Origin of the sequence: Pseudomonas sp. 21, assembly GCF_000955805.1 — a bacterium.
Classification (GTDB): Bacteria; Pseudomonadota; Gammaproteobacteria; order Pseudomonadales; family Pseudomonadaceae; genus Pseudomonas.
In genome coordinates this window covers 1-22,080 of sequence record NZ_JYOA01000013.1, presented here as the reverse complement: position 1 = coordinate 22,080, position 22,080 = coordinate 1, and the positions used below count along the sequence as shown (strand labels likewise).

The 22,080-nt window shown below is 65.4% G+C and carries 22 protein-coding genes; 8 read left to right on the top strand and 14 right to left on the bottom strand.

The window, feature by feature from the left end; all coding sequences use genetic code 11:
- Window positions 1–48 precede the first annotated feature (48 nt).
- Window positions 49–1,371: an LLM class flavin-dependent oxidoreductase gene (locus tag UB43_RS26475; RefSeq protein ID WP_045217397.1), complete on the bottom strand. Its 1,323-nt coding sequence runs from the start codon at window positions 1,369–1,371 to the stop codon at window positions 49–51.
- 96 nt (window positions 1,372–1,467) lie between these two features.
- Window positions 1,468–3,726 (bottom strand): TonB-dependent receptor, encoded by a 2,259-nt coding sequence (locus UB43_RS26470; protein ID WP_082085918.1) that lies wholly within the window; start codon window positions 3,724–3,726, stop codon window positions 1,468–1,470.
- A gap of 221 nt (window positions 3,727–3,947) precedes the next feature.
- Here UB43_RS26470 and UB43_RS26465 point away from each other — a divergent pair, with 221 nt between their 5' ends.
- Entirely contained in the window at window positions 3,948–4,988 is a 1,041-nt protein-coding gene (locus tag UB43_RS26465) for a LacI family DNA-binding transcriptional regulator (RefSeq protein WP_045217395.1), read from the top strand.
- A 116-nt stretch (window positions 4,989–5,104) separates the two neighbouring features.
- Here UB43_RS26465 and UB43_RS26460 read toward each other — a convergent pair whose 3' ends face one another.
- The gene (locus tag UB43_RS26460; protein WP_045217394.1) at window positions 5,105–5,746 is read right to left on the bottom strand and encodes a phosphoribosyltransferase; all 642 of its coding nucleotides are present in this window, start codon (window positions 5,744–5,746) and stop codon (window positions 5,105–5,107) included.
- 299 nt (window positions 5,747–6,045) lie between these two features.
- Between UB43_RS26460 and UB43_RS26455 the strand changes: the two genes are divergently transcribed.
- From UB43_RS26455 to UB43_RS29675, 3 genes are all read left to right on the top strand, one after another.
- Window positions 6,046–6,342 (top strand): hypothetical protein, encoded by a 297-nt coding sequence (locus UB43_RS26455; protein WP_045217391.1) that lies wholly within the window; start codon window positions 6,046–6,048, stop codon window positions 6,340–6,342.
- Window positions 6,343–6,383: 41 nt separating this feature from the next.
- The gene (locus UB43_RS26450; RefSeq protein WP_045217390.1) at window positions 6,384–6,776 is read left to right on the top strand and encodes a response regulator; all 393 of its coding nucleotides are present in this window, start codon (window positions 6,384–6,386) and stop codon (window positions 6,774–6,776) included.
- A gap of 62 nt (window positions 6,777–6,838) precedes the next feature.
- Entirely contained in the window at window positions 6,839–7,012 is a 174-nt protein-coding gene (locus UB43_RS29675; RefSeq protein ID WP_156160504.1) for a hypothetical protein, read from the top strand.
- Between the two features lie 138 nt (window positions 7,013–7,150).
- Here the strand turns inward: UB43_RS29675 and UB43_RS29290 are convergent, their stop codons facing one another.
- Together UB43_RS29290 and UB43_RS26445 are read right to left on the bottom strand one after the other, a co-directional pair.
- Window positions 7,151–7,318 (bottom strand): general stress protein, encoded by a 168-nt coding sequence (locus tag UB43_RS29290; protein ID WP_081519887.1) that lies wholly within the window; start codon window positions 7,316–7,318, stop codon window positions 7,151–7,153.
- A 191-nt stretch (window positions 7,319–7,509) separates the two neighbouring features.
- The gene (locus tag UB43_RS26445; protein WP_045217387.1) at window positions 7,510–7,770 is read right to left on the bottom strand and encodes a hypothetical protein; all 261 of its coding nucleotides are present in this window, start codon (window positions 7,768–7,770) and stop codon (window positions 7,510–7,512) included.
- Between the two features lie 182 nt (window positions 7,771–7,952).
- Here UB43_RS26445 and UB43_RS26440 point away from each other — a divergent pair, with 182 nt between their 5' ends.
- The gene (locus tag UB43_RS26440) at window positions 7,953–8,192 is read left to right on the top strand and encodes a hypothetical protein (protein ID WP_045217384.1); all 240 of its coding nucleotides are present in this window, start codon (window positions 7,953–7,955) and stop codon (window positions 8,190–8,192) included.
- Window positions 8,193–8,373: 181 nt separating this feature from the next.
- Entirely contained in the window at window positions 8,374–8,532 is a 159-nt protein-coding gene (locus tag UB43_RS29670; protein ID WP_156160503.1) for a hypothetical protein, read from the top strand.
- 139 nt (window positions 8,533–8,671) lie between these two features.
- On the opposite strand, the gene ssuD is transcribed toward UB43_RS29670, so the two are convergent.
- Window positions 8,672–9,814, bottom strand: a complete 1,143-nt coding sequence (gene ssuD / locus UB43_RS26430) for an FMNH2-dependent alkanesulfonate monooxygenase (RefSeq protein WP_045217378.1) — start codon at window positions 9,812–9,814, stop codon at window positions 8,672–8,674.
- A gap of 381 nt (window positions 9,815–10,195) precedes the next feature.
- Here ssuD and epsC point away from each other — a divergent pair, with 381 nt between their 5' ends.
- Together epsC and dapA are read left to right on the top strand one after the other, a co-directional pair.
- Window positions 10,196–11,149 carry a serine O-acetyltransferase EpsC gene (gene epsC, locus UB43_RS26425; protein ID WP_082085917.1) on the top strand — a complete coding sequence of 318 codons (954 nt, stop codon included), beginning with the start codon at window positions 10,196–10,198 and terminating at the stop codon, window positions 11,147–11,149.
- A 326-nt stretch (window positions 11,150–11,475) separates the two neighbouring features.
- On the top strand, window positions 11,476–12,342 hold the full coding sequence (dapA, locus tag UB43_RS26415) for a 4-hydroxy-tetrahydrodipicolinate synthase (RefSeq protein WP_045217376.1): 867 nt from the start codon (window positions 11,476–11,478) through the stop codon (window positions 12,340–12,342).
- A gap of 261 nt (window positions 12,343–12,603) precedes the next feature.
- Here the strand turns inward: dapA and arnT are convergent, their stop codons facing one another.
- The 8 genes from arnT to UB43_RS26375 form a co-directional block, all read right to left on the bottom strand.
- Window positions 12,604–14,289, bottom strand: coding sequence for a lipid IV(A) 4-amino-4-deoxy-L-arabinosyltransferase (arnT, locus tag UB43_RS26410; RefSeq protein ID WP_082085916.1), 1,686 nt, complete (start codon window positions 14,287–14,289; stop codon window positions 12,604–12,606).
- 122 nt (window positions 14,290–14,411) lie between these two features.
- The gene (locus UB43_RS26405) at window positions 14,412–15,764 is read right to left on the bottom strand and encodes an ATP-binding protein (protein ID WP_045217373.1); all 1,353 of its coding nucleotides are present in this window, start codon (window positions 15,762–15,764) and stop codon (window positions 14,412–14,414) included.
- On the bottom strand, window positions 15,740–16,405 hold the full coding sequence (locus UB43_RS26400; RefSeq protein WP_045217371.1) for a response regulator transcription factor: 666 nt from the start codon (window positions 16,403–16,405) through the stop codon (window positions 15,740–15,742). The genes UB43_RS26405 and UB43_RS26400 overlap by 25 nt, the downstream gene beginning before the upstream one ends.
- Window positions 16,406–16,508: 103 nt before the next feature.
- Entirely contained in the window at window positions 16,509–16,946 is a 438-nt protein-coding gene (locus tag UB43_RS26395) for a hypothetical protein (RefSeq protein ID WP_045217368.1), read from the bottom strand.
- Window positions 16,947–16,973: 27 nt separating this feature from the next.
- On the bottom strand, window positions 16,974–17,741 hold the full coding sequence (locus UB43_RS26390; protein WP_045217365.1) for a membrane protein: 768 nt from the start codon (window positions 17,739–17,741) through the stop codon (window positions 16,974–16,976).
- 59 nt (window positions 17,742–17,800) lie between these two features.
- Window positions 17,801–18,886: an ABC transporter ATP-binding protein gene (locus UB43_RS26385; protein ID WP_045217363.1), complete on the bottom strand. Its 1,086-nt coding sequence runs from the start codon at window positions 18,884–18,886 to the stop codon at window positions 17,801–17,803.
- On the bottom strand, window positions 18,883–20,436 hold the full coding sequence (locus UB43_RS26380) for an ABC transporter permease (protein WP_371319005.1): 1,554 nt from the start codon (window positions 20,434–20,436) through the stop codon (window positions 18,883–18,885). The genes UB43_RS26385 and UB43_RS26380 overlap by 4 nt, the downstream gene beginning before the upstream one ends.
- A 51-nt stretch (window positions 20,437–20,487) precedes the next feature.
- The gene (locus UB43_RS26375; protein WP_045217362.1) at window positions 20,488–21,507 is read right to left on the bottom strand and encodes an iron ABC transporter substrate-binding protein; all 1,020 of its coding nucleotides are present in this window, start codon (window positions 21,505–21,507) and stop codon (window positions 20,488–20,490) included.
- Window positions 21,508–22,080 lie beyond the last annotated feature (573 nt).

Below are 22,080 nucleotides of genomic sequence, written 5' to 3'. Positions count from 1 at the left end.
CTCCGTAAAAGCCGGGCCAGCTTGGTCACCGGCCCGCAGGTCATCGAGTCAGCGGGTGTAGCGATTGGCCGGGCGCTTGAGCCCGAGGTGGTCGCGCAGGGTGCTGCCGCTGTAGTCGCGACGGAACAGTCCGCGACGCTGCAGTTCCGGCACCACGAAGTTGGCGACATCTTCCAGCCCGCCCGGCAGGTGCGGCACCAGTACGTTGAAGCCGTCGGCGGCGCCGCCTTCGAACCAGGCCTGGAGCTCGTCGGCGATCTGCGCCGGCGTGCCGATCAGGCTGTAGTGCCCGCGCCCGCCGGCGATGCGCCGGCCCAGCTGGGCGAGGGTGAGGTTCTCGCGTCCGGCCAGTTCGGTGAGCAGCAGCTGGCGGCTGCGCTGGCCGCTGTCGGTCAGCGGCAGTTCGGGCAGCGGGCCATCCAGCGGGTAGGCGGAGAGATCGAAGTTGCCGAGCATGCGCGACAGCAGGGCGACTCCGACCTGCGGCTCCACCAGTTCCTGGAATTCCTCGAATTTCTCCTGCGCTTCGCTCTGGCTCTGGCCAACCACCACGAACATGCCGGGCATGATTTTCAGCTCATCCGGCGTGCGGCCGAACTTGCCCAGGCGGCCTTTGAGGTCGCTGTAGAAGTCGCGGGCGGCAGCCAGTGAAGTCTGCGCGGTGAACACCACTTCGGCGGTCTGCGCGGCCAGCTCGCGGCCGGTTTCGGAGCTGCCGGCCTGGACGATGACCGGGCGGCCCTGGGGCGAGCGCGCCACGTTGAGAGGCCCCTGCACGCGGAAGTGCTCGCCTTCGTGGTTCAGCACGTGCAGCTTGGCCGGGTCGTAGTACTGACCGCTGGCCTTGTCGCGGGTGAAGGCGTCGTCTTCCCAGCTGTCCCACAGGCCAGTCACCACTTCATGGAACTCCCGCGCGCGGGCGTAGCGCTCGGCGTGGCCGAAGTGCTCCTGGCGGTTGAAGTTCAGCGCCTCGGCAGCAGCGTCGGAGGTCACCAGGTTCCAGCCTGAGCGCCCGCCGGAAAGGTGGTCCAGCGAGGCGAACTTGCGCGCCACGTGGTAGGGCTCGTTGTAGCTGGTGGTCACGGTAGCGACGAGGCCGATGCGCTCGGTCACCGCCGCCAGCGCCGAGAGCAGCGTCAGGGGCTCGAAGTGATCGGAGCGCGCCATGCGGCTGGCAATATCCGCCGTGGGTGCGGCCACGCTGTCGGCAACGAAGACGGCATCGAACTTCGCCGCTTCGGCCACTTGCGCCAGGCGCTTGTAGAGGCGGAAGTCGAGGCCGCCGTTGGCCGGCACGTCGGGGTGGCGCCACGCCGAGACGTGGTGACCGGTGGCCATGAGAAAGGCGCCTAGGGAAAGGGTGCGTGTCATGTCGGGTTTCCTGTGTGTCCGTTGGGAGGACGCAAGGCGGCGTGGGTGTTGTTGTCGGCGGCGCCGGGGCGAGCCGGCGCCGCTTGCTTCAAGCGATCAGAAGTCCTTGCGCAACTCGACGCCGAAGTAGCGCCCGTCGTCGCGCGGCACCATGCGGTAGATGTAGCTGCCACCGGTGGCCAGCAGGGGCGAGTAGGACTTGTCGGTGAGGTTCTTGCCCAGCAGGGCGACGCGCCAGCCGTCGTTGTAGTCGGCCAGGGCGATGCTGGCGCCCCACAGGCCGTAGGCGCCCTGGATGGTGTCGGGGTTCTGGCTGAGGTCGTACTGCACCTTGTCCTGCCAGCTGTAGTCGGTGCCCAGTTCCACATCCAGGCCGTTGTCCAGCGGGATGCTGTAGTCGGCGCGGACGTAACTCTTCCAGTCCGGCGAGAAGGGCAGCGGCTTGCCATCGACGTTGCAGGCGGCAGCGGCGCCCGCCGGGCAGGCGAAGCTGTCGATGCGTGCCTTGGTGTAGGCAACGGCGCCGGAAAGCTTCAGCTGGCGGGTGGCCTGGTAGCTGAAGTCCAGCTCGGCGCCCTCGGTCTTCACCTTGCCGGCGTTGATCAGGCGGGTCACCACCTGGCCGGCGACGGTGTCGTAGAAGTTCGCCTGGTAGTTGTCGTAGACGGTGTGGAACACCGCCAGGTTGGCGGTCAGGCGGTTGTCCAGCGCGGTGGCCTTCAGGCCGGCTTCCCAGGAGTTGGAAGTCTCCGGCTTGAGCGCCTCGGTATCGCGCGGCTGCATGTTGAAGAACACGTTGTACGCCGGGCCCTTGTAGCCGCGCGAGTAAGTGACGTAGCTGGTGAGTTGTTCGCTGAGGTCGTACTGCAGGCCGAGGCGGCCGGACCAGCCGTCCTCGTCGGTGGAGCCGGAGCTGGACGTGGACGGCTGGATGCCGGTCACCGCCGTGGCCGAGGTGGAGCGCCGGCGATGGTCGTATTCCAGGTCATCGTGGGTGTAGCGCAGGCCGGCGATGCCACGGAAATCCTCGGTGAAGTTCAGCGTGCTCTCGCCGAATACCGCGTAGGTGTCGCTGCGCGTGCCGTAGTCGGCCACGCCGGTGTTCTGCGCAGTGGTGGAGGTCACCACGCGGCGGTAGGTCTCGTCGTCCACGGCGTGCATGTAGTACAGGCCGCCGACGTATTCGAGGAATTCACCCCTGGGCGAGGCCAGGCGCAGCTCCTGGGAATACTGGTCGTAGTTCAGCTCGCCCTTGTCGTGGGAGCTGGGAATGCTCGCGGTGACCTGCGAAAGCCGGTCGCCATCCTGCCACTGGGTGTTGTCCCAGCCCCGCCAGGCGCTGATGGACGTCAGGGTGTAGTCGCCCAGGTTCCAGTCCAGCTGCGCCGACAGGCCCTTGTTGGTGTCGTCGACGTGGGTGCGGTAGTCGCTGTTGATCTTGCGGTTGTCGCTGTCCGGCGTTACCGGGCGCAGGGCGCTGGTGAAGGCTGCGCTGCTGGAGCTGGTGATGACGCCACTGGGGCTGTCGTCATTGCCCTTCATGTAGTCGGCGATCAGCGTGACCTTGAGGTCGTCGTTCGGGGTCAGCTCGAACTTGGTGCGGGCGCCGGCACGGTTGTAGCCGTTCACCTCGTGGCCGTTGTAGACGTTGTCGACGTTGCCGTCGTAGCTGCCCAGCAGGGTGGTGACGCTGGCCTTGAGCTTGCCGGGGATCAGCGTGCCGCCGATGCCGAAGCGGGTGCGGTTCTCGTTGCCGCCGCCGAAGTGCGAGTAGTCGATGTAGCCGGTGGTTTCGTCCGGCACCTCGCGGGTGACCACGTTGAGCACGCCGGCCGAGGCGTTCTTGCCGAACAGCGTGCCCTGCGGGCCGCGCAGCACTTCGATGCGTTCCACGTCGAGCAGGTCCAGGGTCGCCTGGCCGGGGCGGCCGAGCACCACGCCGTCGATCACCGTCGACACGCTGGGCTCGACGCCAGGGGAGGTGGAAATGGTGCCCACGCCACGGACGAACAGCGAGGTGTCCTTGTTCGAGGCGCCGGTGCGGAAATTCAGGGTCGGCACCTGCTGGACGATGCTCGACACGTTGTTGCGGTTGTCGCGCTCCAGCTGTTCGCCGTCGATCACCGAGACCGCGACCGGGACCTTCTGCAGCGACTCTTCGCGGCGGGTCGCGGTGACGGTCACTGCCTTGAGCGTCGGTGCCGAGTCGGCGGACCGGGTGTCGCCGCCAGTGGCTTCGGCTGCCTGCACGCTGCAGGCCAGCGCCCCGATCACGCTGGCGATGCCCAGGGCCAGCGCGCTGCGTCGACCCGTGAATTGCGGACGGCCGAGCGTCCCCCGTTGTTGCGATTGCATAGCCACTCCTTCGTGCCCTGGTCCGCCCTCGGTTCTCTTTGCCGGGGCGCCTTTTTCTGCGGGACTGTCACGAGCGCTCGCTCGTGCGAGTGGCTGGGATCGTTGCGGACAGTTTGTGTTGTTAGCGCTAACATCGGCGAGTATCCTGAATTGCCAGATAGATCGTCAAATAATTAAAAATTACGTTTATATTCCTGAAATACAGAAACAGGAGCGCCGAATTGGCCAACCAGACACCGCGCAAACGCCGTGGCGCAGGGCGCGTGACGCTGACCGCCGTGGCACAGCTGGCGAGGGTTTCCGCCATCAGCGTGTCGCGCTACTTCAATCAGCCGGCGCAGTTGTCGGATGACCTGCGCGAGCGCATCGGCGCGGCGGTGGAGGAACTGGGCTACGTGCCCAACCAGGTGGCTGGCGGGCTGGCGTCGGCGCGGGGCAGGGTGGTGGGGATGGTGGTGCCGAACATTTCCGGACCGATCTTCGCCGACACCATCCAGGCGTTCAGCGACACCCTGGCCGCCCACGGCTACCAGTTGCTGCTGGCCTCCAGCTACTTCTCCGAGGACAAGGAAGAAAGCGCCGTGCGCGCCTTCCTCGGCTGGAACCCGGCGGCACTGGTGTTGACCAGCCATTTCCATACGCCGGCCACCGAAAAGCTGATCGCAGCGGCGGATATGCCAGTGGTGGAGGTGTGGGACTACCAGCCTGGGCGCGCGCCGATCCAGGTCGGTTTTTCCCACTACCAGGTCGGCGTGGATGCCGTGCACTACCTGCACGGCAAGGGCTACCGGCGAATCGCCTTCGTGCAGAACAGCGCGCCGGGAGACTTCAGCGCCCTGGACCGACGCGACGGCTATGCCGATACCTTGCGCGAACTGGGTGGCGAGCCCTGGATGTTCGTGCCCACCGAAAGTGCACCCTTCGAGGCTGGGCGGCAGGCCATGGAAGCATTGATGGCCAGAGGATCGGAACGCCCCGAGGCGATCGTCTTCGCCAACGACAACCTTGCCGCCGGCGGCCTGCTGGCCGGCCAGCGCGCCGGATTGAAGATTCCCGAGGATTGCGCGGTGCTGGGCTTCGGCGACTACCCCTTCGCGCCGATGCTGCTGCCGAGCCTGTCCACCATCAAGCCGCCGGCCCGCGAGATCGGCGAGATCGCCGCGCTGCGCGTGCTGCAGTCGATCGGCGCGGTGCCGCTGGAGGGCGTGGCGGAACGACTGAACCTGCTCGGTTGCCGGGTGCTGGAACGCGAAAGCGCCTGAACCCCGCAGCCTGCCCATCCGCTGCAGGAGCGAGCTGGCTCGCGAACCGCTCAACTGCGGCGCCGCCGGGATACTCGTTCGCGAGCAAGCTCGCTCCTACGAAATCTCAAGCGCGCCTACTTGGCCAGCAGGTCGATCACTTCCTGGTCGCTGAGCTGATGAAAGTCCCGGTAATGGTCACCCACCGCACGGAACGGCGACGGCGTGTCCAGGCATACCAGCGCATCCACCTCATCGCGCAGTTTCTGCACGGTTTCCGCGGGGCCGACCGGCACGGCCAGCACCACCTTGTGCGGATGCTGCGCACGCAGGCACTTCAGGGCGGCGCGCATGCTGCTGCCGGTTGCCAGGCCGTCATCGACCACGATCAGGTCGCGGTCCTCCAGTTGCGCCGGTGCCTTCACGCCGCGGTAGAGCACCCGCCGGCGCTCCAGCTCGCGGATTTGCTCCAGCACCTGCTGCTCGAACCACTCCGGCGGCGGGTCGAAACGCTCGAGCATCTGCTCGTCCACCACCCAGTTCGGTTCGGGGCCGTCGACGATGGCGCCGAGGGCGAACTCCTCGTTGCCCGGCGCGCCGATCTTGCGCACCAGCAATACATCCAGCGGCGCGCCCAGCGCCCGGGCGATCTCCCTGGCGACTGGCACGCCACCGCGGGGCAGGGCGAGGACCAGCGGGTTTTCCAGCGGCATGTCGCGCAGGGCCATGGCCAGCGCCACGCCGGCATGGCGACGGTTGGTGTATTGCACTGAGGGCATCTGAACCTCCTTTCGCGAGTCACAGCAGCGTGTCCAGGGGCAGTGGCCGCTCGCGGATGCGTTTCCGATTGGAGGTTAGACGGACCTTTCGGCGCCTGCGACCTGCCGGAAAGCGATGCCGCCCGCCCGGCCCGGATGAACCGGGCGCGCACGGGTCTGCTGTGGGGTGTGAGCCGAAACCCTATCGAAGGTTCAGGTATTGCGCCTGAACGGTCGCCGGTTCCCTGTGCACGGCGTTCCGGTTGAACGTCGGGATGCCCAGTCACTGCTAGTGGCAAGTCCTCCCAGGAGAGGCGCCGATGAATACCCATGTCACCCGGCTCGCCGCGCCAGGCGAGATTTCCGCCCAGCGAACCGTCACCCGGCACCTGACGTTGCTCACCCTGAACCTGATCGGGGCGGTGGTGGGGCATATCGGTTCGCTGTTCTCCTGCTGCGCGCCCCATCGCCGGGCATTCTGCATCGAGCAAATCGCCCATTCGGGCATTCTGCTGCTGGCGCCGTGCGATCACCTGCCAGGCGAGCGGCTCTGCGGCGGGGCTCGGGCCTCCAGCGACAAACAGGCGTGGAACTTGCTCGGCTTCTGCACTCGATAGCCCATATTGCAGAGCCCCAGCTCGACAAGGGAGAGACGCACATGCAAGCACACGACAACAAGATGGTGCTGGTCCTCGAGGAAACGCCCGAACAACTCCAGCGCCTGGAAGAGCATCTGCTCGGACAGGGACACGCGGTGCTCAGCGCCCTCAGTGAGGAAGAAGCCATCGAGCATCTGGTGTCGTCTTCGGTCATCGACCTGTTCCTGATCGACGAGCAGCTCACCGGGCCACTGACGGGAGCGGCGCTGATCGAAGCCTGCCTTCCGCTGCGTCCGCGCATGCGCGTACTCGTGCTCTCGCCCTGGGCGGAGCAGGGCGAGGAGGGTGCGCCTTACCCCGTGTTGCCCAAGTCGGCGGACCTCGACGAACTGGAAGGCGCCATTCAGCGCACGCTGCTCAGTCCGCCCGTGCAGCCCTGGATGCTGAACTAGACTCCTGCGCACAAAGGCCGTCCGATCCGCGGAACGGCCACCTTCACCGGGGAGCAAGCACCATGCACGCCTACCTGATCCGCTACAGCTGCAACGGCCAGGCCATGAGCACCGTGCTGCGACAGGAAAGCCTGAGTCGCGAGCAGGCACAGAAATTCGTCAGCGCGCTGCATGGCCCGCTCGGGAACGATTCGCGCTCGGATATCCAGGTAAGCGAAGTGCTCTGCACTCAGTGACCGGGGCGCTCGCCCAAGCCCCGATGAGCCGCTGCCCATGAAAAACGGCGCCGATCCTTCGGCGCCGTTTTCGTTCTTGCGGGGGAAAAACGATTGGCAGTGAGCCGGCGAGTGGCGGAACGCCTCGCCGGCTCGGGATCAGTGGCCGCTGTGGCTACGCTGACCTCCCTTGCGGCCCGCGTCGGATGCGCGCGCCGGATCATTCTTGAAGTTGCCGCCACTGTGCTGGCCGCCTTTCCTGCCGGCTTCGGAAGCACGCTGGGGGTCTTCTGCAAAGTTGCCTTTACCGCCTCTATGTTCGGCCATGGGAACTACTCCGTGGGAAATGTCCGTGGAAAATGAATAGGCGAATGCCGTGCATTCCCTTCATCCGAAACATATCGCGCAGGGGTGTTCGACTCTTTTTCAGAACGATCCGTCATCGCTGCGGCGCAAAGCCGTTATATGTAAAGGCTTGCCGCTGGTCCGGGGTGCTTTGTTGTCGAACCCGGAGAGTTTCAGACGACTCGCTTGCGCAGTCGGGCGATCAGCTTCTGCCGCTGTTCGCTGTCGGCTTCCCAGACCTTGCCGTCCAGTGCATGGCAGATCAGCCAGATTTCCTCGTTGTTGAGCATCACCGCGCCGCCTCCAGATTCCGCCCGGCGCTTGCGATACGCGGCCTGTTTCTCGGCGTTGGTCATGGCGCCTTCCTTGCGAGGGCGGCCTTTGCGCGGCGCTTCGAAGGCGTCGCGCGTGGCTTTGTCCTTGGCGTCTTTCATCCTGGCTCCTGTCGGACTGGTAACGCGTTACTGTGGTCTGGATGCCTTTATGGTAACGCGTTACCCATCATAGCCGTTGCCGCAGGCCTCGCCAATCGTCGGACCGCGGAGTAGGAAAGGTAAAACCGGGCTATTCCTGCAATGCTCACCCACAAGCGCATCTACAAGGACGGGAGGCTGCCGTGGAACGACTGCGAAAGGTGCTGATGGCCTCGGCTTTCAACGAGACCTGCGTCGTTCAGGTGCTGCGTGAAGCCGCACTCAAGGCCGCCACTCCCGATACGGCAACGGCGCTGATGGCGGCTGCGTTGTTGCTGGAACACGACGCCGAAACCCTGCTTCACGCCGCCCACCGGATCGACCTCGTCCTGCACCATTCACCTGCCGAAGGCGGCACGATCTCCCTGGTCGTGATGGACTGAGGCGCTTGCCGATGGCCTGGCCATCATTCTCTTTGAACCGCCGACGCCGACGCCCGGTCAGTGCTTGAAACACAGCCAGAAACCCGGAGGCGCCATGCAGGACGAATCCCTGACAAAGCGGTACCACGTCAGCTTTGTGAGAGAGGGGCGAGCGTTCGAGTTCGAAGCCGAAGACGAGTCCATGAGCGAAGCGCGGGCGTGGAGCCATGTGGCGCGCCACCTGCACATCCCGACCCACGACCTGCGCGGCTACCAGAAGCGCTACCACAGCATCCGGCGCAGTGTGGAAGCGCACAACGTGCAGGACGTTTCCTTTCGTGTCGCGGGGGCTGGCGACTAGCAAAACACCTCTCTCGCCATGCTCGATCAGCCATTGCACGGTCGTTCTGCTTCCCTGGCGGCGCCGACCTGCAGAAAAGGCTGGAGCCAGAGTAACCCCCGATCACTCGGGGGCTCGGTCGAACGCTCTGGATTGGGCCTCAGGCCGCCGCTTCCCCGGTTTTCTCACGCCCGGCGCGCACGTCGAAGGCGCCGCCCGTGAGCACGCCGTCCACCGTCACGCGCCCCTTGCCAGGCAGCAGCGGGAACACCAGCTCAGCGAAGCGATAGGCCTCTTCCAGGTGCGGGTAACCTGACAGCACGAAGCTGTCGACCCCCAGCGCGGCATACTCCAGCAGCCGCTCGGCAACGGTTTCCGGATCCCCCACCAGTGCCGTGCCGGCGCCGCCGCGCACCAGGCCGACACCGGCCCAGAGATTGGGTGCCACTTCCAGCTTGTTGCGATCACCGCCATGCAGCGTGGCCATGCGCTGCTGACCGACCGAATCCATCTTCGCGTAGTTGGATTGCGCGGCAGCAATGGTGGCGTCATCCAGATGACTGATCAGCTCGTCCGCAGCTGCCCAGGCCTTGTCGTTGGTCTCGCGGACTATCACGTGCAGGCGTACGCCAAAGCGCACCGTGCGCCCCAGGCGCGCAGCGCGTTCGCGCACGTCGGCGATCTTCTCGGCCACGGCGGCAGGCGGCTCACCCCAGGTCAGGTAGGCATCAACATGCTTGGCAGCGAGGTCGTGGGCGGCGGGGGAGGAACCACCGAAGTACAGCGGCGGGTATGGCTTCTGCACGGGCGGGAAGAAGTTCTGCGCGCCGTTGACCTTCAGATGCTTGCCCGCGAAATCCACGGTTTCACCTGACAGCAGGCGACGCCAGATGGTCAGGAATTCGTCCGAAGCGGCGTAACGCTCATCATGATTGAGGAAAACACCGTCTGCCTCCAGTTCGGTGCTGTCGCCGCCAGGGACGACATTGAGCAGCAGGCGACCACCGCTGGCCTGGTCCAGGGTGGCGGCCTGGCGCGCCGAGGCGGTGGGGTTGCCCAGCGAAGTGCGCAGGGCCACCAGCAGCTTGATGCGCTGAGTGACCGGCACCAGGCTGGCGGCGGTCACCCACGGATCGAGGCAGCTGCTGCCGGTCGGGATCAGCAGGCCGTCATAGCCGAGCTGGTCGGCGGCCACGGCGATCTGCCGCATGTAGTCGTTGGTGGCCGGGCGGCCGCTGCTGGAATGTCCCAGGTAGCGGGTGTCGCCGGAAGTCGGCAGGAACCAGAAAATATCGAGACTCATGGAGTGTCCTCGTTGCCATCGTCGAAAGGGGGGCGTCGCCCCGTCGGTGCACGCGTGGCAAGTCGTTATTGGAATCCGGGCCCGGCAGCCGTCGTTGTCGGTGCGTTTGGTCAGGCAGAAGGGAAGAGGGCGGCTGCAGGGCGGGCACTGCACGGCAGCAAGGCCTGTGCCAGGGCGGGGGCCACGGTTTTCGCGCCTCTGAAGGCAAACGAGCTGTTGCTCAAGCAACATCACTGTTGATTCGCTGTTGCCACGGAAACACTTAGTACTACGAAAAAGGCATTAGGTTATGCCTTCCGGCGATTTGTCCTGCGCGGCGCGACCGATCAGGATAGGCAATCGTGATTGAAAGCCCCCGCGGATCAAGGAACACAGCAAGCGATGAACGACGCCAACCGACTGAACGAGAATGGCCCGGTGAACTGGCAACTGGCGCAGATCGTCGAGGACCTGCGTGGCGCACGCAATGAATGGCGTAGCCGAACGGGCCGCCACCCGGAGCAGGGCGGTCGCGAGCTGCCTTCGCGCCAGTCCATCGAGGAAGTGGTGGAACGCCTGGCCAGCGCGCTGTTCCCCATGCGCCTGGGCCCGAACGACCTGCGCGAAGAGAGCGAGGACTTCTTCGTCGGCCACACCCTGGACGCCGCGCTGAATGCGCTGCTGGTACAGGCTCGCCTGGAGCTGCGCTACAGCGCGCGGCAGCGCGGTGACCTGGTGGACAGCCGGATCGATGAGCATGCCGTGGTGCTGGTGCGTGATTTCGCCCGCGCGCTGCCGGAAATGCGCAGGCTGCTCGACGCCGACGTACTCGCCGCCTACCAGGGCGACCCGGCCGCACGCAGCGTCGACGAGGTACTGCTGTGCTACCCGGGCGTGGTGGCGATCATTCACCACCGTCTTGCGCATCACCTGTACAACGCCGGCCTGCCGCTGCTGGCGCGGATCATCTCGGAGCTGGCGCACTCGGCGACCGGCATCGACATCCACCCCGGCGCGCAGATCGGCAGCAGCTTCTTCATCGACCATGGCACCGGCGTGGTCATCGGAGAAACGGCGATCATCGGCAAACAGGTGCGCATCTACCAGGCAGTGACCCTGGGCGCGAAGCGCTTCACCTCCGACGAGACCGGCCAGCTGCACAAGGGCGAACCGCGCCACCCGATCGTCGAGGACGAAGTGGTGATCTACGCCGGCGCCACCATTCTCGGCCGCGTGACCATCGGCAAGGGCTCGACCATCGGCGGCAACGTCTGGCTGACCCGCAGCGTTCCGCCGGGCAGCCAGGTCAGCCAGGCCAGCCTGCAGCACGATGAGAGCCGCTGCGGAAAGGACTGACCTGGAGAGCCTGCGGACACGCAAAGCGAAGCGGGGGAGTTGACAGCTCTCCCGATCCTTCAGCAGTATCCGTCAGACATTTCGCGCAACGGCATTTCCATGTTCCCCATCGTCAACCACTCGCTTTCCGCTTCGGGCCTCCTTGCCCGGGCCTGCGCGTGCGCTGTCGTTGCGAAGAAATCGAAGAAACAATCGCTCATTTGACCGGGGCGCTGTCCCGTCAGATGGGCTGACAGGACACAAGGCGCAAGGTCGAACTCTCCCTCCCGCTTGATTCCCGCACCCTCCCTGACGGCGACCCGACGGTCAGCCAACAGGAGTTTTGCATGTCGAATTTTCGTGGGATCTGGGTGGCGCTGGTCACTCCCTTTCGTGATGGCGCAATCGATTACCCGGCACTGCAGGGGCTGGTGGCGCAACTGCTGGAGCAGGGCGTCGCGGGTTTCGTGGTCTGCGGCACGACCGGCGAGGCGGCCGCGCTGAGCCATGAAGAACAGCTCGAAGTGCTCGATGCCGTTTTGCAGTGGGTGCCTGCGCGGCAGGTGATCATGGGGCTGGCCGGCAACAACCAGCGCGAGCTGCTGGCGGCTCTGCAGGACATCCAGCGCCGCCCGGTGGCAGGCGTGCTGGTGCCGGCACCGTATTACATCCGCCCATCCCAGGCCGGCCTGGAAGCCTTCTTCCGCACCGTAGCCGACGCCGCCAGCGTTCCGGTCGTGCTCTATGACATCCCTTACCGCACCGGCGTGCGCATCGAGCGCGAGACGCTGCGGCGCATCGTGCGTCACCCGAACATCGTGGCGATCAAGGACTGCGCGGGCGATGTGGAAACGACCCTGGCGCTGATCGCCGATGGCCAGGTATCGGTGCTCACCGGGGAAGACCTGCAGCTGTTCACCAATCTCTGCCTGGGCGGCGCCGGGGCGATCTCGGCGTCACCCCACGTTCGCGCCGATCTCTATGTGCAGATGTGCCGGGAGATGGAGGAGGGCGACGTGAATGCTGCGCGCCGTACTTTCTTCCGCCTCCTGCCCTGGATGCAGGCCGCTTTCGCCGAGCCGAACCCGGCGGCGGTCAAGGGGGCGCTGGCCATGCAGGGACTGATCGCCAACGAGGTGCGCGAGCCGATGCAGGCCTGCACGCCGGCGACCCTGGAGCGACTGAAAGGCGTTCTGGCGGGCTTGGCCGACTAGGCGCTGGCCGATACTTTCGCCGCGGATTTCCTGCGCGAAATCCTGCGTGGAAGTCGGTTCGGGATTCTCCGGTAACGCGTTACCGTTAATAGCCTCGAAAAACGGTAACGCGTTACAATAAATATCGCGCCTTAGTACCACCGCACGCCTGGAAGGCCCGCGCCACGGGCACTTTGATTGGTCTTGAGACTCACCACAGCTCCAGCCCGGTCACAAGTGAAACATCCCCAAGCAGGATCACATGATGTCTCCTGTCAGTCCTCACGGCCGGGTAATGACGATCAGCAGGTTGTTTTCCCGGAACACCTCGGCACCCGGCGGAATCCATGACGGAACCACGCCCGCGGACATATCCAGCACCATCCCGACCGGACCTTTCGCCGAACGCTGGGCCAGCCATCGCCCGACATTCTCCGACGTCACCTTTCGATCCTCGGCGTCCGCATAAGACAGGCCGTACTGAAGCTCGCCCTGCACATCGAGCAGGGTCACGTCGCTGCGATTCAGCCGCCACGCCAGTGCCGACGCAGCTCCCAGCTCGTTGCTCAGTAGACTTGTCGAACCCTTCAGCTCGCTCAGATGCCGGGCGATGAACTGGTCGGGCATCTTGTTATCGACCACGGACAAGGGCATCGCCGCCGGCAGCAGGGCGACCAGCACCCACAGCCCCAGTGCCGGCGCGAACCAGTGGCGCGCCGGGCGCATCCACTGGGCGAAGCCACAGACGGCCCATGCCGCGCAGACCAGCAGCGCCAGGGCCAGCTGCAGCGGTTGACCGATGTAAAGCGGATGCACGATCTGCACGATGCCCAGGCCGAGCAAGGCCAGGCAACCCGCCGCCAGGTTGAACAACCCGTTGCCTCGGATTGCGAACACATCCCTTTGCCGCAGCTTGTCGACCAGCGTGTTGGCCATCAGCAGGGCCAGCGGCACGAAGCAGGGCAGGATATAGGTCGGCAGCTTGCCCTTGGCGAGGCTGAAGAACAGGAAGGGCATGGCGAACCAGAGCGCCAGGAACGCGCCGCGGCGCTCCTTTTTCTCGCGCCAGGCGCGCCGCAGGCTGGGCACCACGAGCATGGCCCAGGGGAGGGCGCCGGCGAACAGCATCGGCACGAAGAACCAGAAGGGCGCGGCGTGCTGCGCCTTGGCCCCGGCGAAGCGGCGGATGTGCTCGTTCCAGAAGAAGAACTGCCAGAAATCCGCTTCACGCCGATGCACTGCAAGCACCCACGGCAGGCTGAGCAAGACGGCCAGCAGAACTGCGAGCGGCCCGCCCTTGAGCAGCTCGCGCGAGCGCTGTTGCAGGATCGCGTAGGGCGTCACCACGATCACCGGCAGCAGCCAGGCCAGGAAGCCCTTGGTCATGAAGCCCATGGCGCAGGCCACGCCGAGCAGGCACCAGCCGGCCCAGCGCTCGCGCGGGCTTTCACCCTCCAGGGCATACCAGGCCGAGACCAGGCTGAGCGTGATCCAGAGGGTGAGCTGCGGATCGATGTTGGCGTAGCCGGCCTGTCCGGCGACGAGCCCGTAGCTCATGTAGAGCAGGCACGCCGTCCAGGTCTTCCAGGGGTCGTTCCACAGGCGGCGGGCCAGTTGGAATATCAGCCCCAGGGTGGCGGCGGTTGTCGCGGCGGAGGCGATACGGGCACCGAACAGGTTGTCGCCGAAGATCGCCTGGCCGATGGCGATCAGCCAATAGCCGCCGATGGGCTTTTCGAAGTAGCGCAACCCCATGAAGTGCGGAGCGACCCAGTTGCCGCTGTGCAGCAGTTCCTGGGCGGCCTGGGCGTAGCGCGTCTCGTCGGGTATCCAGAGCCCGTGCCACCCGAGCGGCACCAGGAAGCACAGCAAGAAGGCGAGCAAGAGGGCGGGATAGGCCACGGCGGGCAGGGCGCGGCCGGCAGTGGTTGCGGTGCGGCACACGGATGGGAGCGTGAGGTCGCTCATCGGCTCGGTTCCTCGAAGGTCTCATGGACGTTCATTGGCGTGAGCGATGAGGTTACGAGGCGAGACTTAGCTGAGGCTGAGGGCCGGCCGCAGACGCGCAGGAAATACTGCGGCAGGGCGGATCAGGTCGTTGCCGGGAACCGGAGCGTAACGCACAGCCCGGAGCGTGCCGCGCTGTCCGAATAATCCAGCTCGATACTGGCGCCGGCCCGGCTGGCGATCGTCCTGACGATGGACAGGCCAAGTCCGGAGCCGATTTCGTCACTGCCCGGCACCCGATAGAAAGCATCGAAGACCCGCTCACGCTCGGACTCGGGAATGCCCGGACCGGTGTCCCGAACCTGCAGGACAACCCTCTCGCCCTGGCGCTGCACCCGAAGGTCGACCCTGCCGCCGGCGGGGGTGTAGCGCAGGGCGTTGTCGACCAGGTTCTTGACCAGGGTCTGCAGGTCCAGCTCGTTCGTCACGATCTCGCAGTCATCGCCCTCCACGCCCAGGTCGAGCTGCTTCTTCTCGGCGACCGGCAGGAGCTCCTCGAGCACGCCGCGATAGACCTTGTGCACGGAGATCCGCGAGCGTGCCGTGGCGGGGGATGACTGCGCGCTCGCCAGTGCCAGCAACTGATCGATGAGATTGCGGCCCCGCTCGATGCCTTGCCTCAGCTTGCCCAGGCGCTCACGGGCGAGTTCGGACATTTCTGTGGCCGACAGGCGTTCCGCCTGCAGCGACAGCGCGGTCAGCGGAGAGCGCAGCTCGTGGGCCGCGTCGGCGACGAACCGGCGCTGGGCCTCCATGGACTTACCGACACGCCCGAGCAGGCGGTTGATGGCGAGCGCGAAGGAGCGGACTTCGGTGGGCAGGTCGCGCGCATCGATTGGGGCCATGTCCTGCTCGTCCCGTTGATCGATCTCGGCCGACAGTCTCGCAATGGGGCGGAACAGCTTGCGGATCAGGTCCGCCACGACCAGCAACAGGACGGGAATCAGGATCGCGAAGGGAATCACGCCTCGGCGCGCGCTTTCACGGGCATCGCGGTCGCGACTTTCCGTCTCCTGGGCGATGGCGATGCGTTGCCCCAGCGCGGTGGTCCTGACCAGCACGCGGAACTCTTCGCCACCAACGCTGACGGTCGAGAAGCCATCCCGCAGGTCGCCGGGAAGGGGCAGCGGCAGGCTGCTGTCATTCGGCTCAGGGGCGATGGCGCTGTCGGCCAGGTACTGCACGATAACCCGCGTTTCCTCGTTGTCCCCGGCAATGGCCGGCGCACCGGTAGGGTAGTGCGGCCTCATCTGTTGACGCTCCACCAGCGTGGCAACCTGCTTCAGTGTGTTGTCCTGCATCTCCAGCGCTTCCTGGTAGCCCGCCAGGAAGGCGAAGACACTCGCGAGCAGGGCGACGATCAGGATGGTCGCCGAGAGCGCCAGGGAAAGGCGGAACTGCACGGACTCCCTCAGTCGCCTTTGGAAACCATCCATCCCATTCCCCTTACGTTCCTGATGACCTGGGCTCCCAGCTTCCTGCGCAGCGAATGGATCAGGAACTCGATGGCGTTGCTCTCGACCTCATGGCCCCAGCCATAGATGCGGTCTTCCAGTTCGCTGCGCGAGAGAATGGCGCCGGGTCGGATCAACAAGGCCTGGAGCAGGCTGAACTCGCGGTTGGACAGTTGCACGTCGCTGGCCTGGGCGCTGCTCGCCAGCTTTGCCACCGGGTCCAGCGAGACCACACCGTTGCTGAGAATGGGCGACGCGGCTCCGCCCTTGCGACGCATGATCGCGCGCATGCGTGCCAGCAGTTCGGCCATCTCGAAGGGTTTGAGCAGATAGTCGTCGGCGCCGCCGTCCAGTCCTCTCAGGCGGTCTTCGAGGCTGTCCCGCGCGGTGATGATGACCAGCGGGACGGGGTTGTCCTGCGAACGGATGCTGTCGAGCACGCTCAAGCCATCGCGGCCCGGAAGGCCGAGGTCGAGCAGCACCTGGTCATAGGCCTGGGCGCTCATGGCCGATAGCGCGGTAAGGCCGTTGGTGACCCAGTCGACGGCGTAACCGGCATCCTTGAGAGCACCTTCGACGGCGTCGCCGATCATGGGGTCGTCTTCGACCAGCAGTATTCGCATGCTCCAGCCCCTGCCTCCCGAATGCGTGCCGCACGGCAGCCGCTCCGGCTGCCGTGCACTGGAAATGTCTTCAGACGATAGCCCTGAATAGGCCCGCCGGGCATCAGGATTGGCGCTGCCCCTGCAGCTGGTCGAAGGTCTTCATCAGGTCATCCATGGCCGCCTTGCAGGCCGCCTGCTGCGGAGTGCTGTCGCGCAGTGCATCGAGTGCGCGGTCGATGGCCTTGTCGAGAGCGTGCCAATCGCTGACCGCGCGCGGCTTGATCCCGGCCTCGGCGCTGTCCCAGGCCAACTCGAGGTCCTTGATGCGGGCTTTGCTTTGTTCCAGCTGGTTGCTGTCGACGAGGGAGGTCACGTCGGCTGCGATGCTGCGGAACTCGGAGAGGTCGCCAAGCTGGGTCGCCGCGCGCGGGCTTGCGCTGGACTGCTGGCCGGCGCCCGCCCTGGGCTCGTCTGGCTTCGAACATCCGGCCGCCAGGCCGAGCAGGGCGATGGCGCAGGCGAGCGCGACTTTGCAGGCGACTTTCTTGAAGTAGGTCATGGGGTATTCCTTGAAAATGGGTAGGCGTTACTGGGGGACGCGCTGACTGCCGTTGGCGCCGAACTGGGCGAACGCCACCAGGATCAGGATCACGCAGAGGAAGATCGCGCTGGTCCAGGTGGCGCCCATGCCGAGGCCGCCATAGGTCTTGGCCTGGGTGAGCAGGTCACCCAGCGAGGCGCCGAAGGGGCGGGTCAGGATGTAGGCGATCCAGAAGCTCGGAACGGCGTTCGCACCGAGCTTCCAGGCGAGGAAGGTCGCGGCGAGGAGGGCGCCGAACAGGCAGGCGCCCACGGTGAAGCCCATGCTCAGCGCCTCGGTCGCGAGATCCCCCGCGGCGGTGCCCAGGGCGAAGGTGCAGAGCACGGTCGTCCAATAGAACAGTTCGCGTCGCGGGGTGACGATTTCCTGGATGGAAAGGTTGCGCTCGACGGCGAACCAGACGCCGAAGTTGATCGCCAGCAGGCCGGAGAACACAGCGGTGCTGAGGTACAGGCTGACGTCCAGCACGTCGGTGAGAATGTCGGTCACCTGGGTGCCGAGGATGCTCACCACCACGACCGTCAGCCAGTAGATCCAGGGCGTGTAGGCGCGGGTGCGCAGCTGCAGGGTCAGGGCTACGGCCAGCAGGGCAGCCATGGCTGCCGTGGTGATGCCCAGGCCGAGGCCGGCATCCACGGCGAGGAAGTCGGCGAAGGTCTCGCCCACGGTGGTGGACATGATCTTGATGACCCAGAAGGCCAGCGTGACCTCCGGGACCTTGTTGAGCCAATAGGCTTTTGTGCTGGGATTCATGGCGAGGCTCTCTCGGGCAGCGCTTCAGGTGGCGTGGAAGAGAGCCTACGGGGCGAAACTTAGCTGAGACTGAGGGCGCGCCGGTCTGTCGTGAAGGCGTGGGCGGCGCCGCTGACGAGGATGTGGACGCGCGCCCCTGGCTCGGGGCAGTCCATGGCCGGCACCCGGACCGGAATCGTCAGTTCGTCTTCCGACAGGGGCGCCTCGAGCTGGACCATCACCGTGCACTTGTCGCCGCCAAAGTCACTGCCCACCACGACGCCGTAACAGCCGTCCGTACTGCTGGGGAACAACGTGCTGCGGCTCAGGTGGAGCTGCTCGGGGCGCAGCAGTATCTGCGCGTGCCCGTTGAGTGCGGCACTGCCCGCGATCACATTGCCCAGCGCACAGCGGGCCCAGCCGTTGCTGACATGGGCGCGAAACACCAGGGCGTCCCCCAGGAACGCGGCGGTTTCCTCATCGACGGGACGCAGGTAAAGGTCCTTCGGCGCCCCCGCCTGCACCAGGCGACCCTGGCGAATGACCGCCAGTTGATCGCCAAACGACAGCGCTTCCTCCTGGTCATGGGTCACCAGAATAGCGGTGACGCCGGCATCGCTCAGGACTTTCGATACCGCCTTGCGCATGGAGACGCGCAGACCGCTGTCCAGGGCAGAGAAGGGCTCATCGAGCAGCATCAGTTTCGGGCTCTGCGCCAACGCCCTGGCCAGCGCGACACGTTGCTGCTGGCCGCCGGACAGTTCGTGGGGCCAGCGGGTGGCCATGGCCGCGTTGAGCGAGACCATCTCCAGCAGTTCCTGTATTCGCCGATCGCGACTCTCCATCCCCCTGGGCAGGCCGAAACCGATGTTCTCGGCCACCGACAGGTGAGGAAACAGCGCGCCGTCCTGCGGAACGTAACCGATGACCCGCCGGTGCGCCGGGACGAAGGTGCTGTCACTGGCCAACGTCACCCCGTCGAGCGTGATGGTTCCCAGGTCGGGCACCTCGAAGCCGGCAATCAAGCGGAGGAGGGTGGTCTTGCCCGAGCCCGACGGGCCGACGATCGCGGCACGACCGCCGCTTGCCACGGACAGGTTGAAGTTCTCGATCGCTGCATAGGCGCCAAAGAACCGGGAGACGGACTTCAGTTCGAGCGTGCTCATCGACCTGCTACTCGCTTGGATTGGTGGTAGAGAATCCCGGTCAGGGGGAGGGACAGCAGAATCATCAGCAGGGCGTATGGCGCCGCCGCGGCGTAGTCGATTTCGCTGGTTTTCGACCAGAACGCGGTGGCTAGCGTCGAGGTGCCGCTGGGCGACAGGAGCAGCGTTGCAGTGAGCTCGTTGACGATGGCCAGGAACACCAGGGCCACGCCCGCTGCGGCCCCCGGTGCGGCAAAGCGGACGGTGACGCCCCACAAGGCCTGCATTGGCGTACGCCCCAGGCTGCGGGCGATGTTCTCCAGTTCGACAGGCGCCTGGGCGAGGCCTGCGCGCAAGCTGACCAGGGCCCGCGGCAGGAACATCAGCACATAGGCCAGCAGCACGGTGAAGACGGTCTGATACAGCGGCTGGGCGAAGCGGATCGTGACGCTGACCAGCGCCAGGGCGATGACGATCCCGGGCAGCGCGCTGGCCACGTAGTTGCTGCCTTCGAGCAGGCGCTGGAAGCGGCTCGGCGCCCGGACGGAGATCCAGGAGATGGGAACGGCGGCAACGGTAGTCAGCAGTGCTCCCGCCGCGCCCAGCAGCAGGGTCTGGCCCAGACAGTTCAGCAACTCCTGCGAGTTCCAGACCGAGACTCCCCCAGCCTTGAGCCACTTGCCCAGGGTAATCAGCGGGACGCCCAGAGAGGCTGCGGTGAACACCACGCAGAGCGTCAGTACCAGCGCCGAACACTTCCAGCCCAGCCGGTACTGCCGGGGTGAACGCGGGCTGCCAGCGCCAATCCGCGCATAGCGCGCGGAGCCCCTCGTCGCCGACTCCAGGCTCAGCATCATCAGGCAACCCAGGGCCAGGACACCGGCGAGCATGTTCGCCGCCGGGCCACTGAAGGAGGACTGGAACTGATCGAAAATGGCGGTGGTAAAGGTGTCGAAGCGAATCAGTGCGAACAGCCCGTATTCCGCCAGCAGATGCAGCCCCACGAGCAGTGCGCCGCCCCAGATCGCAACGCGCAGCTGAGGCAGCACCACCCGCAGGAATACCTTGAGCGGGCGATCACCCAGCGACTCGGCGACATCCTCCAGAACCGGATCGAGCCGCCGCAGCGCCGCGGCGGCCGGCAGGTAGATGAAGGGCGAGTAGGCGATCACCGAGACCAGTACCGCCGGGAACAGCCCGTGAATCGAAGGCGCGAGGCTGATCCACGCGTAGCTATGGACGAACGCCGGGATGGCCAGCGGAGCCACCACCAGCAACGACAACAGACGTCTTCCCACCAGGTTGGTGCGCTCGGTCAGCCAGGCCATCGCGATGCCGTGGAGCACGCAAAGCGGAACGGTCAGCACGACAAGCAGCAGCGTGTTGCACAGCAACTCCGCGACCCGCGGGCGGAACACCAGCCTGGAGATCAGCGGGATTCCCGCCTGGACGCCGGCGGTGGCCACGAAGACCAGGGGGAGCAGGGCGAATGCCGAAATCAGCAGTGCTGCCCCCAGCACCCATAACTGCCCTGAACCGTTTCGCCAGCGACGTAGCGTCGACAGCCGCAACTTGCTCCTGGTATCGAGGCGCGAATCCGGCCCGAACTGTTGCGCCGTCACTTAGAGCAGGCCCGCCTGGATCATCAGGTCCACGACTTTCTGGCTGTCCAGCCGGGAAGCGTCGATGACCGGAGCATCCAGCTGCTCCAGTGGGACCAGTTTCGGGTTGGACGGCGCACCATCGCCGACCGCGTACTCGAAGGAGTTGCCGTCACGCAGAATGGCCTGCCCCTTGGGGCCGGTGATCCATTGCAGGAACGCCTGGGCGTCCTTCTGGTGCTTGCTCGAAGCCAGGACGCCGCCCCCGGACAGGCTGATGAAGGCGCCGGGGTCCTGGTGCCTGAAATAGTGCAGGGCGGTATTGCCGCTGTTCTCGCCGGTCCGGGCCTGGTCGCCGAAGTAGTAATAGTGATAGATCACGCCGGAGTCGATCTGGCCGGCGTTTACCGCCTTGAGCACAGCGTTGTTGCCCCGGTAGTTCCGGGCACCGGATTTCAGTGCCTCGAGCCAGTCGAGCGTCACGGCTTCGCCCTTGAGCTCCAGCAGAGCGCCGACGATGGCCTGGAAATCAGCTCCCGCCGGAGACGCGGACCAGCGACCGATCCACTGCGGCTCAGCCAGTTCCAGCAGCGATTTGGGCAACTCGGATTCCTTCACCCGGTCCCTGTTGTAGACAAAGACGGTGGAACGGGCGGCAATGCCGACCCAATGACCCTGAGCGGTCCTGAACGGCGCAGCGACCTGGGCGATGGTAGCCGGGTCGACGGGAGCGAAGAGTCCGGCGTGATCGACGAGCATCATCGCCGGGGAGTTCTCGGTCAGGAAGACATCGGCCGGCGAAGCCTTTCCCTCCTGGACGATCTGGTTGCCCAGCTCGATATCGTCGCCCTTGCGCAGGGTGACCTTGATCCCGGTATCGTGGGTAAAACCCTCGCTCCAGGCTTTGGTCAGCGACTCATGCTGGGCATCGTAGACCACGATTCCGTCGTCATCCGAGGCCGCCAGCGTCGATTCGGCACCCAGCAACGCCGCGCCTGCGATCGCAACCAGGATGGCCAGCGAGGCTCCGCACAATTTCATCAACCGCCGCTCCAATCAATGCAGTCCATACGACGCGCAAACCGCTGCGTCTGTTTGAGAGTGGCGGCGATATTCGCCTGAAGGCTGTTAAGAAATTGTCGTTCTCATTTGATGAGCTGTAGCCCGGGTGGCGGTGACGGAGTTTGCGATCGATCTGAATCTGCCGGGTGCAGCGTTCACCGCACGCACTCAAATGATCGAACGCACCGGCGGCAAGCTCGCAGCAGCGAATCACCAAGCCAAGTTTGATGCAGGACGATGCCAGAGGGATTCGCGGGCAAGGTTGGCGCCGGAGAAACTGAAGCGCATGCGCAGTCGAGTACGAAGTGGCCGCGGGAAAACAGCCAACAGCGAAATGGACAGCTCAGGGCGGCAAAACAGCCGGTTCGACAGCTTGGATTTGTCGTATTCAGTTAATTTTAATAATCAATATCTTGTTGATTTTAATAGGGAAAAATAAATACGTCTTCGCTGGGAGAGGGCATCTTGCTTTAAAAATTGCATTTAGCTGAATTTTTGCTTTGATTATTGCAATTAGCTGATCAGCAGTTTCTGAATCGCCCCGGCTTTCCT

What these genes read in the sequence shown, in the direction of transcription:
- UB43_RS26470 (WP_082085918.1), bottom strand. Translation starts at nt 3,726, where the DNA reads ATGCAATCGCAACAACGGGGGACGCTCGGCCGTCCGCAATTCACGGGT.
- arnT (WP_082085916.1), bottom strand. Translation starts at nt 14,289, where the DNA reads ATGAGCGACCTCACGCTCCCATCCGTGTGCCGCACCGCAACCACTGCC.
- ssuD (WP_045217378.1), bottom strand. Translation starts at nt 9,814, where the DNA reads ATGAGTCTCGATATTTTCTGGTTCCTGCCGACTTCCGGCGACACCCGC.
- UB43_RS29290 (WP_081519887.1), bottom strand. Translation starts at nt 7,318, where the DNA reads ATGGCCGAACATAGAGGCGGTAAAGGCAACTTTGCAGAAGACCCCCAG.
- UB43_RS26400 (WP_045217371.1), bottom strand. Translation starts at nt 16,405, where the DNA reads ATGCGAATACTGCTGGTCGAAGACGACCCCATGATCGGCGACGCCGTC.
- UB43_RS26375 (WP_045217362.1), bottom strand. Translation starts at nt 21,507, where the DNA reads ATGAAATTGTGCGGAGCCTCGCTGGCCATCCTGGTTGCGATCGCAGGC.
- UB43_RS26460 (WP_045217394.1), bottom strand. Translation starts at nt 5,746, where the DNA reads ATGCCCTCAGTGCAATACACCAACCGTCGCCATGCCGGCGTGGCGCTG.
- epsC (WP_082085917.1), top strand. Translation starts at nt 10,196, where the DNA reads ATGAACGACGCCAACCGACTGAACGAGAATGGCCCGGTGAACTGGCAA.
- UB43_RS29675 (WP_156160504.1), top strand. Translation starts at nt 6,839, where the DNA reads ATGCACGCCTACCTGATCCGCTACAGCTGCAACGGCCAGGCCATGAGC.
- UB43_RS26405 (WP_045217373.1), bottom strand. Translation starts at nt 15,764, where the DNA reads ATGGATGGTTTCCAAAGGCGACTGAGGGAGTCCGTGCAGTTCCGCCTT.
- UB43_RS26455 (WP_045217391.1), top strand. Translation starts at nt 6,046, where the DNA reads ATGAATACCCATGTCACCCGGCTCGCCGCGCCAGGCGAGATTTCCGCC.
- UB43_RS29670 (WP_156160503.1), top strand. Translation starts at nt 8,374, where the DNA reads ATGAGCGAAGCGCGGGCGTGGAGCCATGTGGCGCGCCACCTGCACATC.
- UB43_RS26450 (WP_045217390.1), top strand. Translation starts at nt 6,384, where the DNA reads ATGCAAGCACACGACAACAAGATGGTGCTGGTCCTCGAGGAAACGCCC.
- UB43_RS26475 (WP_045217397.1), bottom strand. Translation starts at nt 1,371, where the DNA reads ATGACACGCACCCTTTCCCTAGGCGCCTTTCTCATGGCCACCGGTCAC.
- UB43_RS26390 (WP_045217365.1), bottom strand. Translation starts at nt 17,741, where the DNA reads ATGAATCCCAGCACAAAAGCCTATTGGCTCAACAAGGTCCCGGAGGTC.
- UB43_RS26395 (WP_045217368.1), bottom strand. Translation starts at nt 16,946, where the DNA reads ATGACCTACTTCAAGAAAGTCGCCTGCAAAGTCGCGCTCGCCTGCGCC.
- dapA (WP_045217376.1), top strand. Translation starts at nt 11,476, where the DNA reads ATGTCGAATTTTCGTGGGATCTGGGTGGCGCTGGTCACTCCCTTTCGT.
- UB43_RS26445 (WP_045217387.1), bottom strand. Translation starts at nt 7,770, where the DNA reads ATGAAAGACGCCAAGGACAAAGCCACGCGCGACGCCTTCGAAGCGCCG.
- UB43_RS26385 (WP_045217363.1), bottom strand. Translation starts at nt 18,886, where the DNA reads ATGAGCACGCTCGAACTGAAGTCCGTCTCCCGGTTCTTTGGCGCCTAT.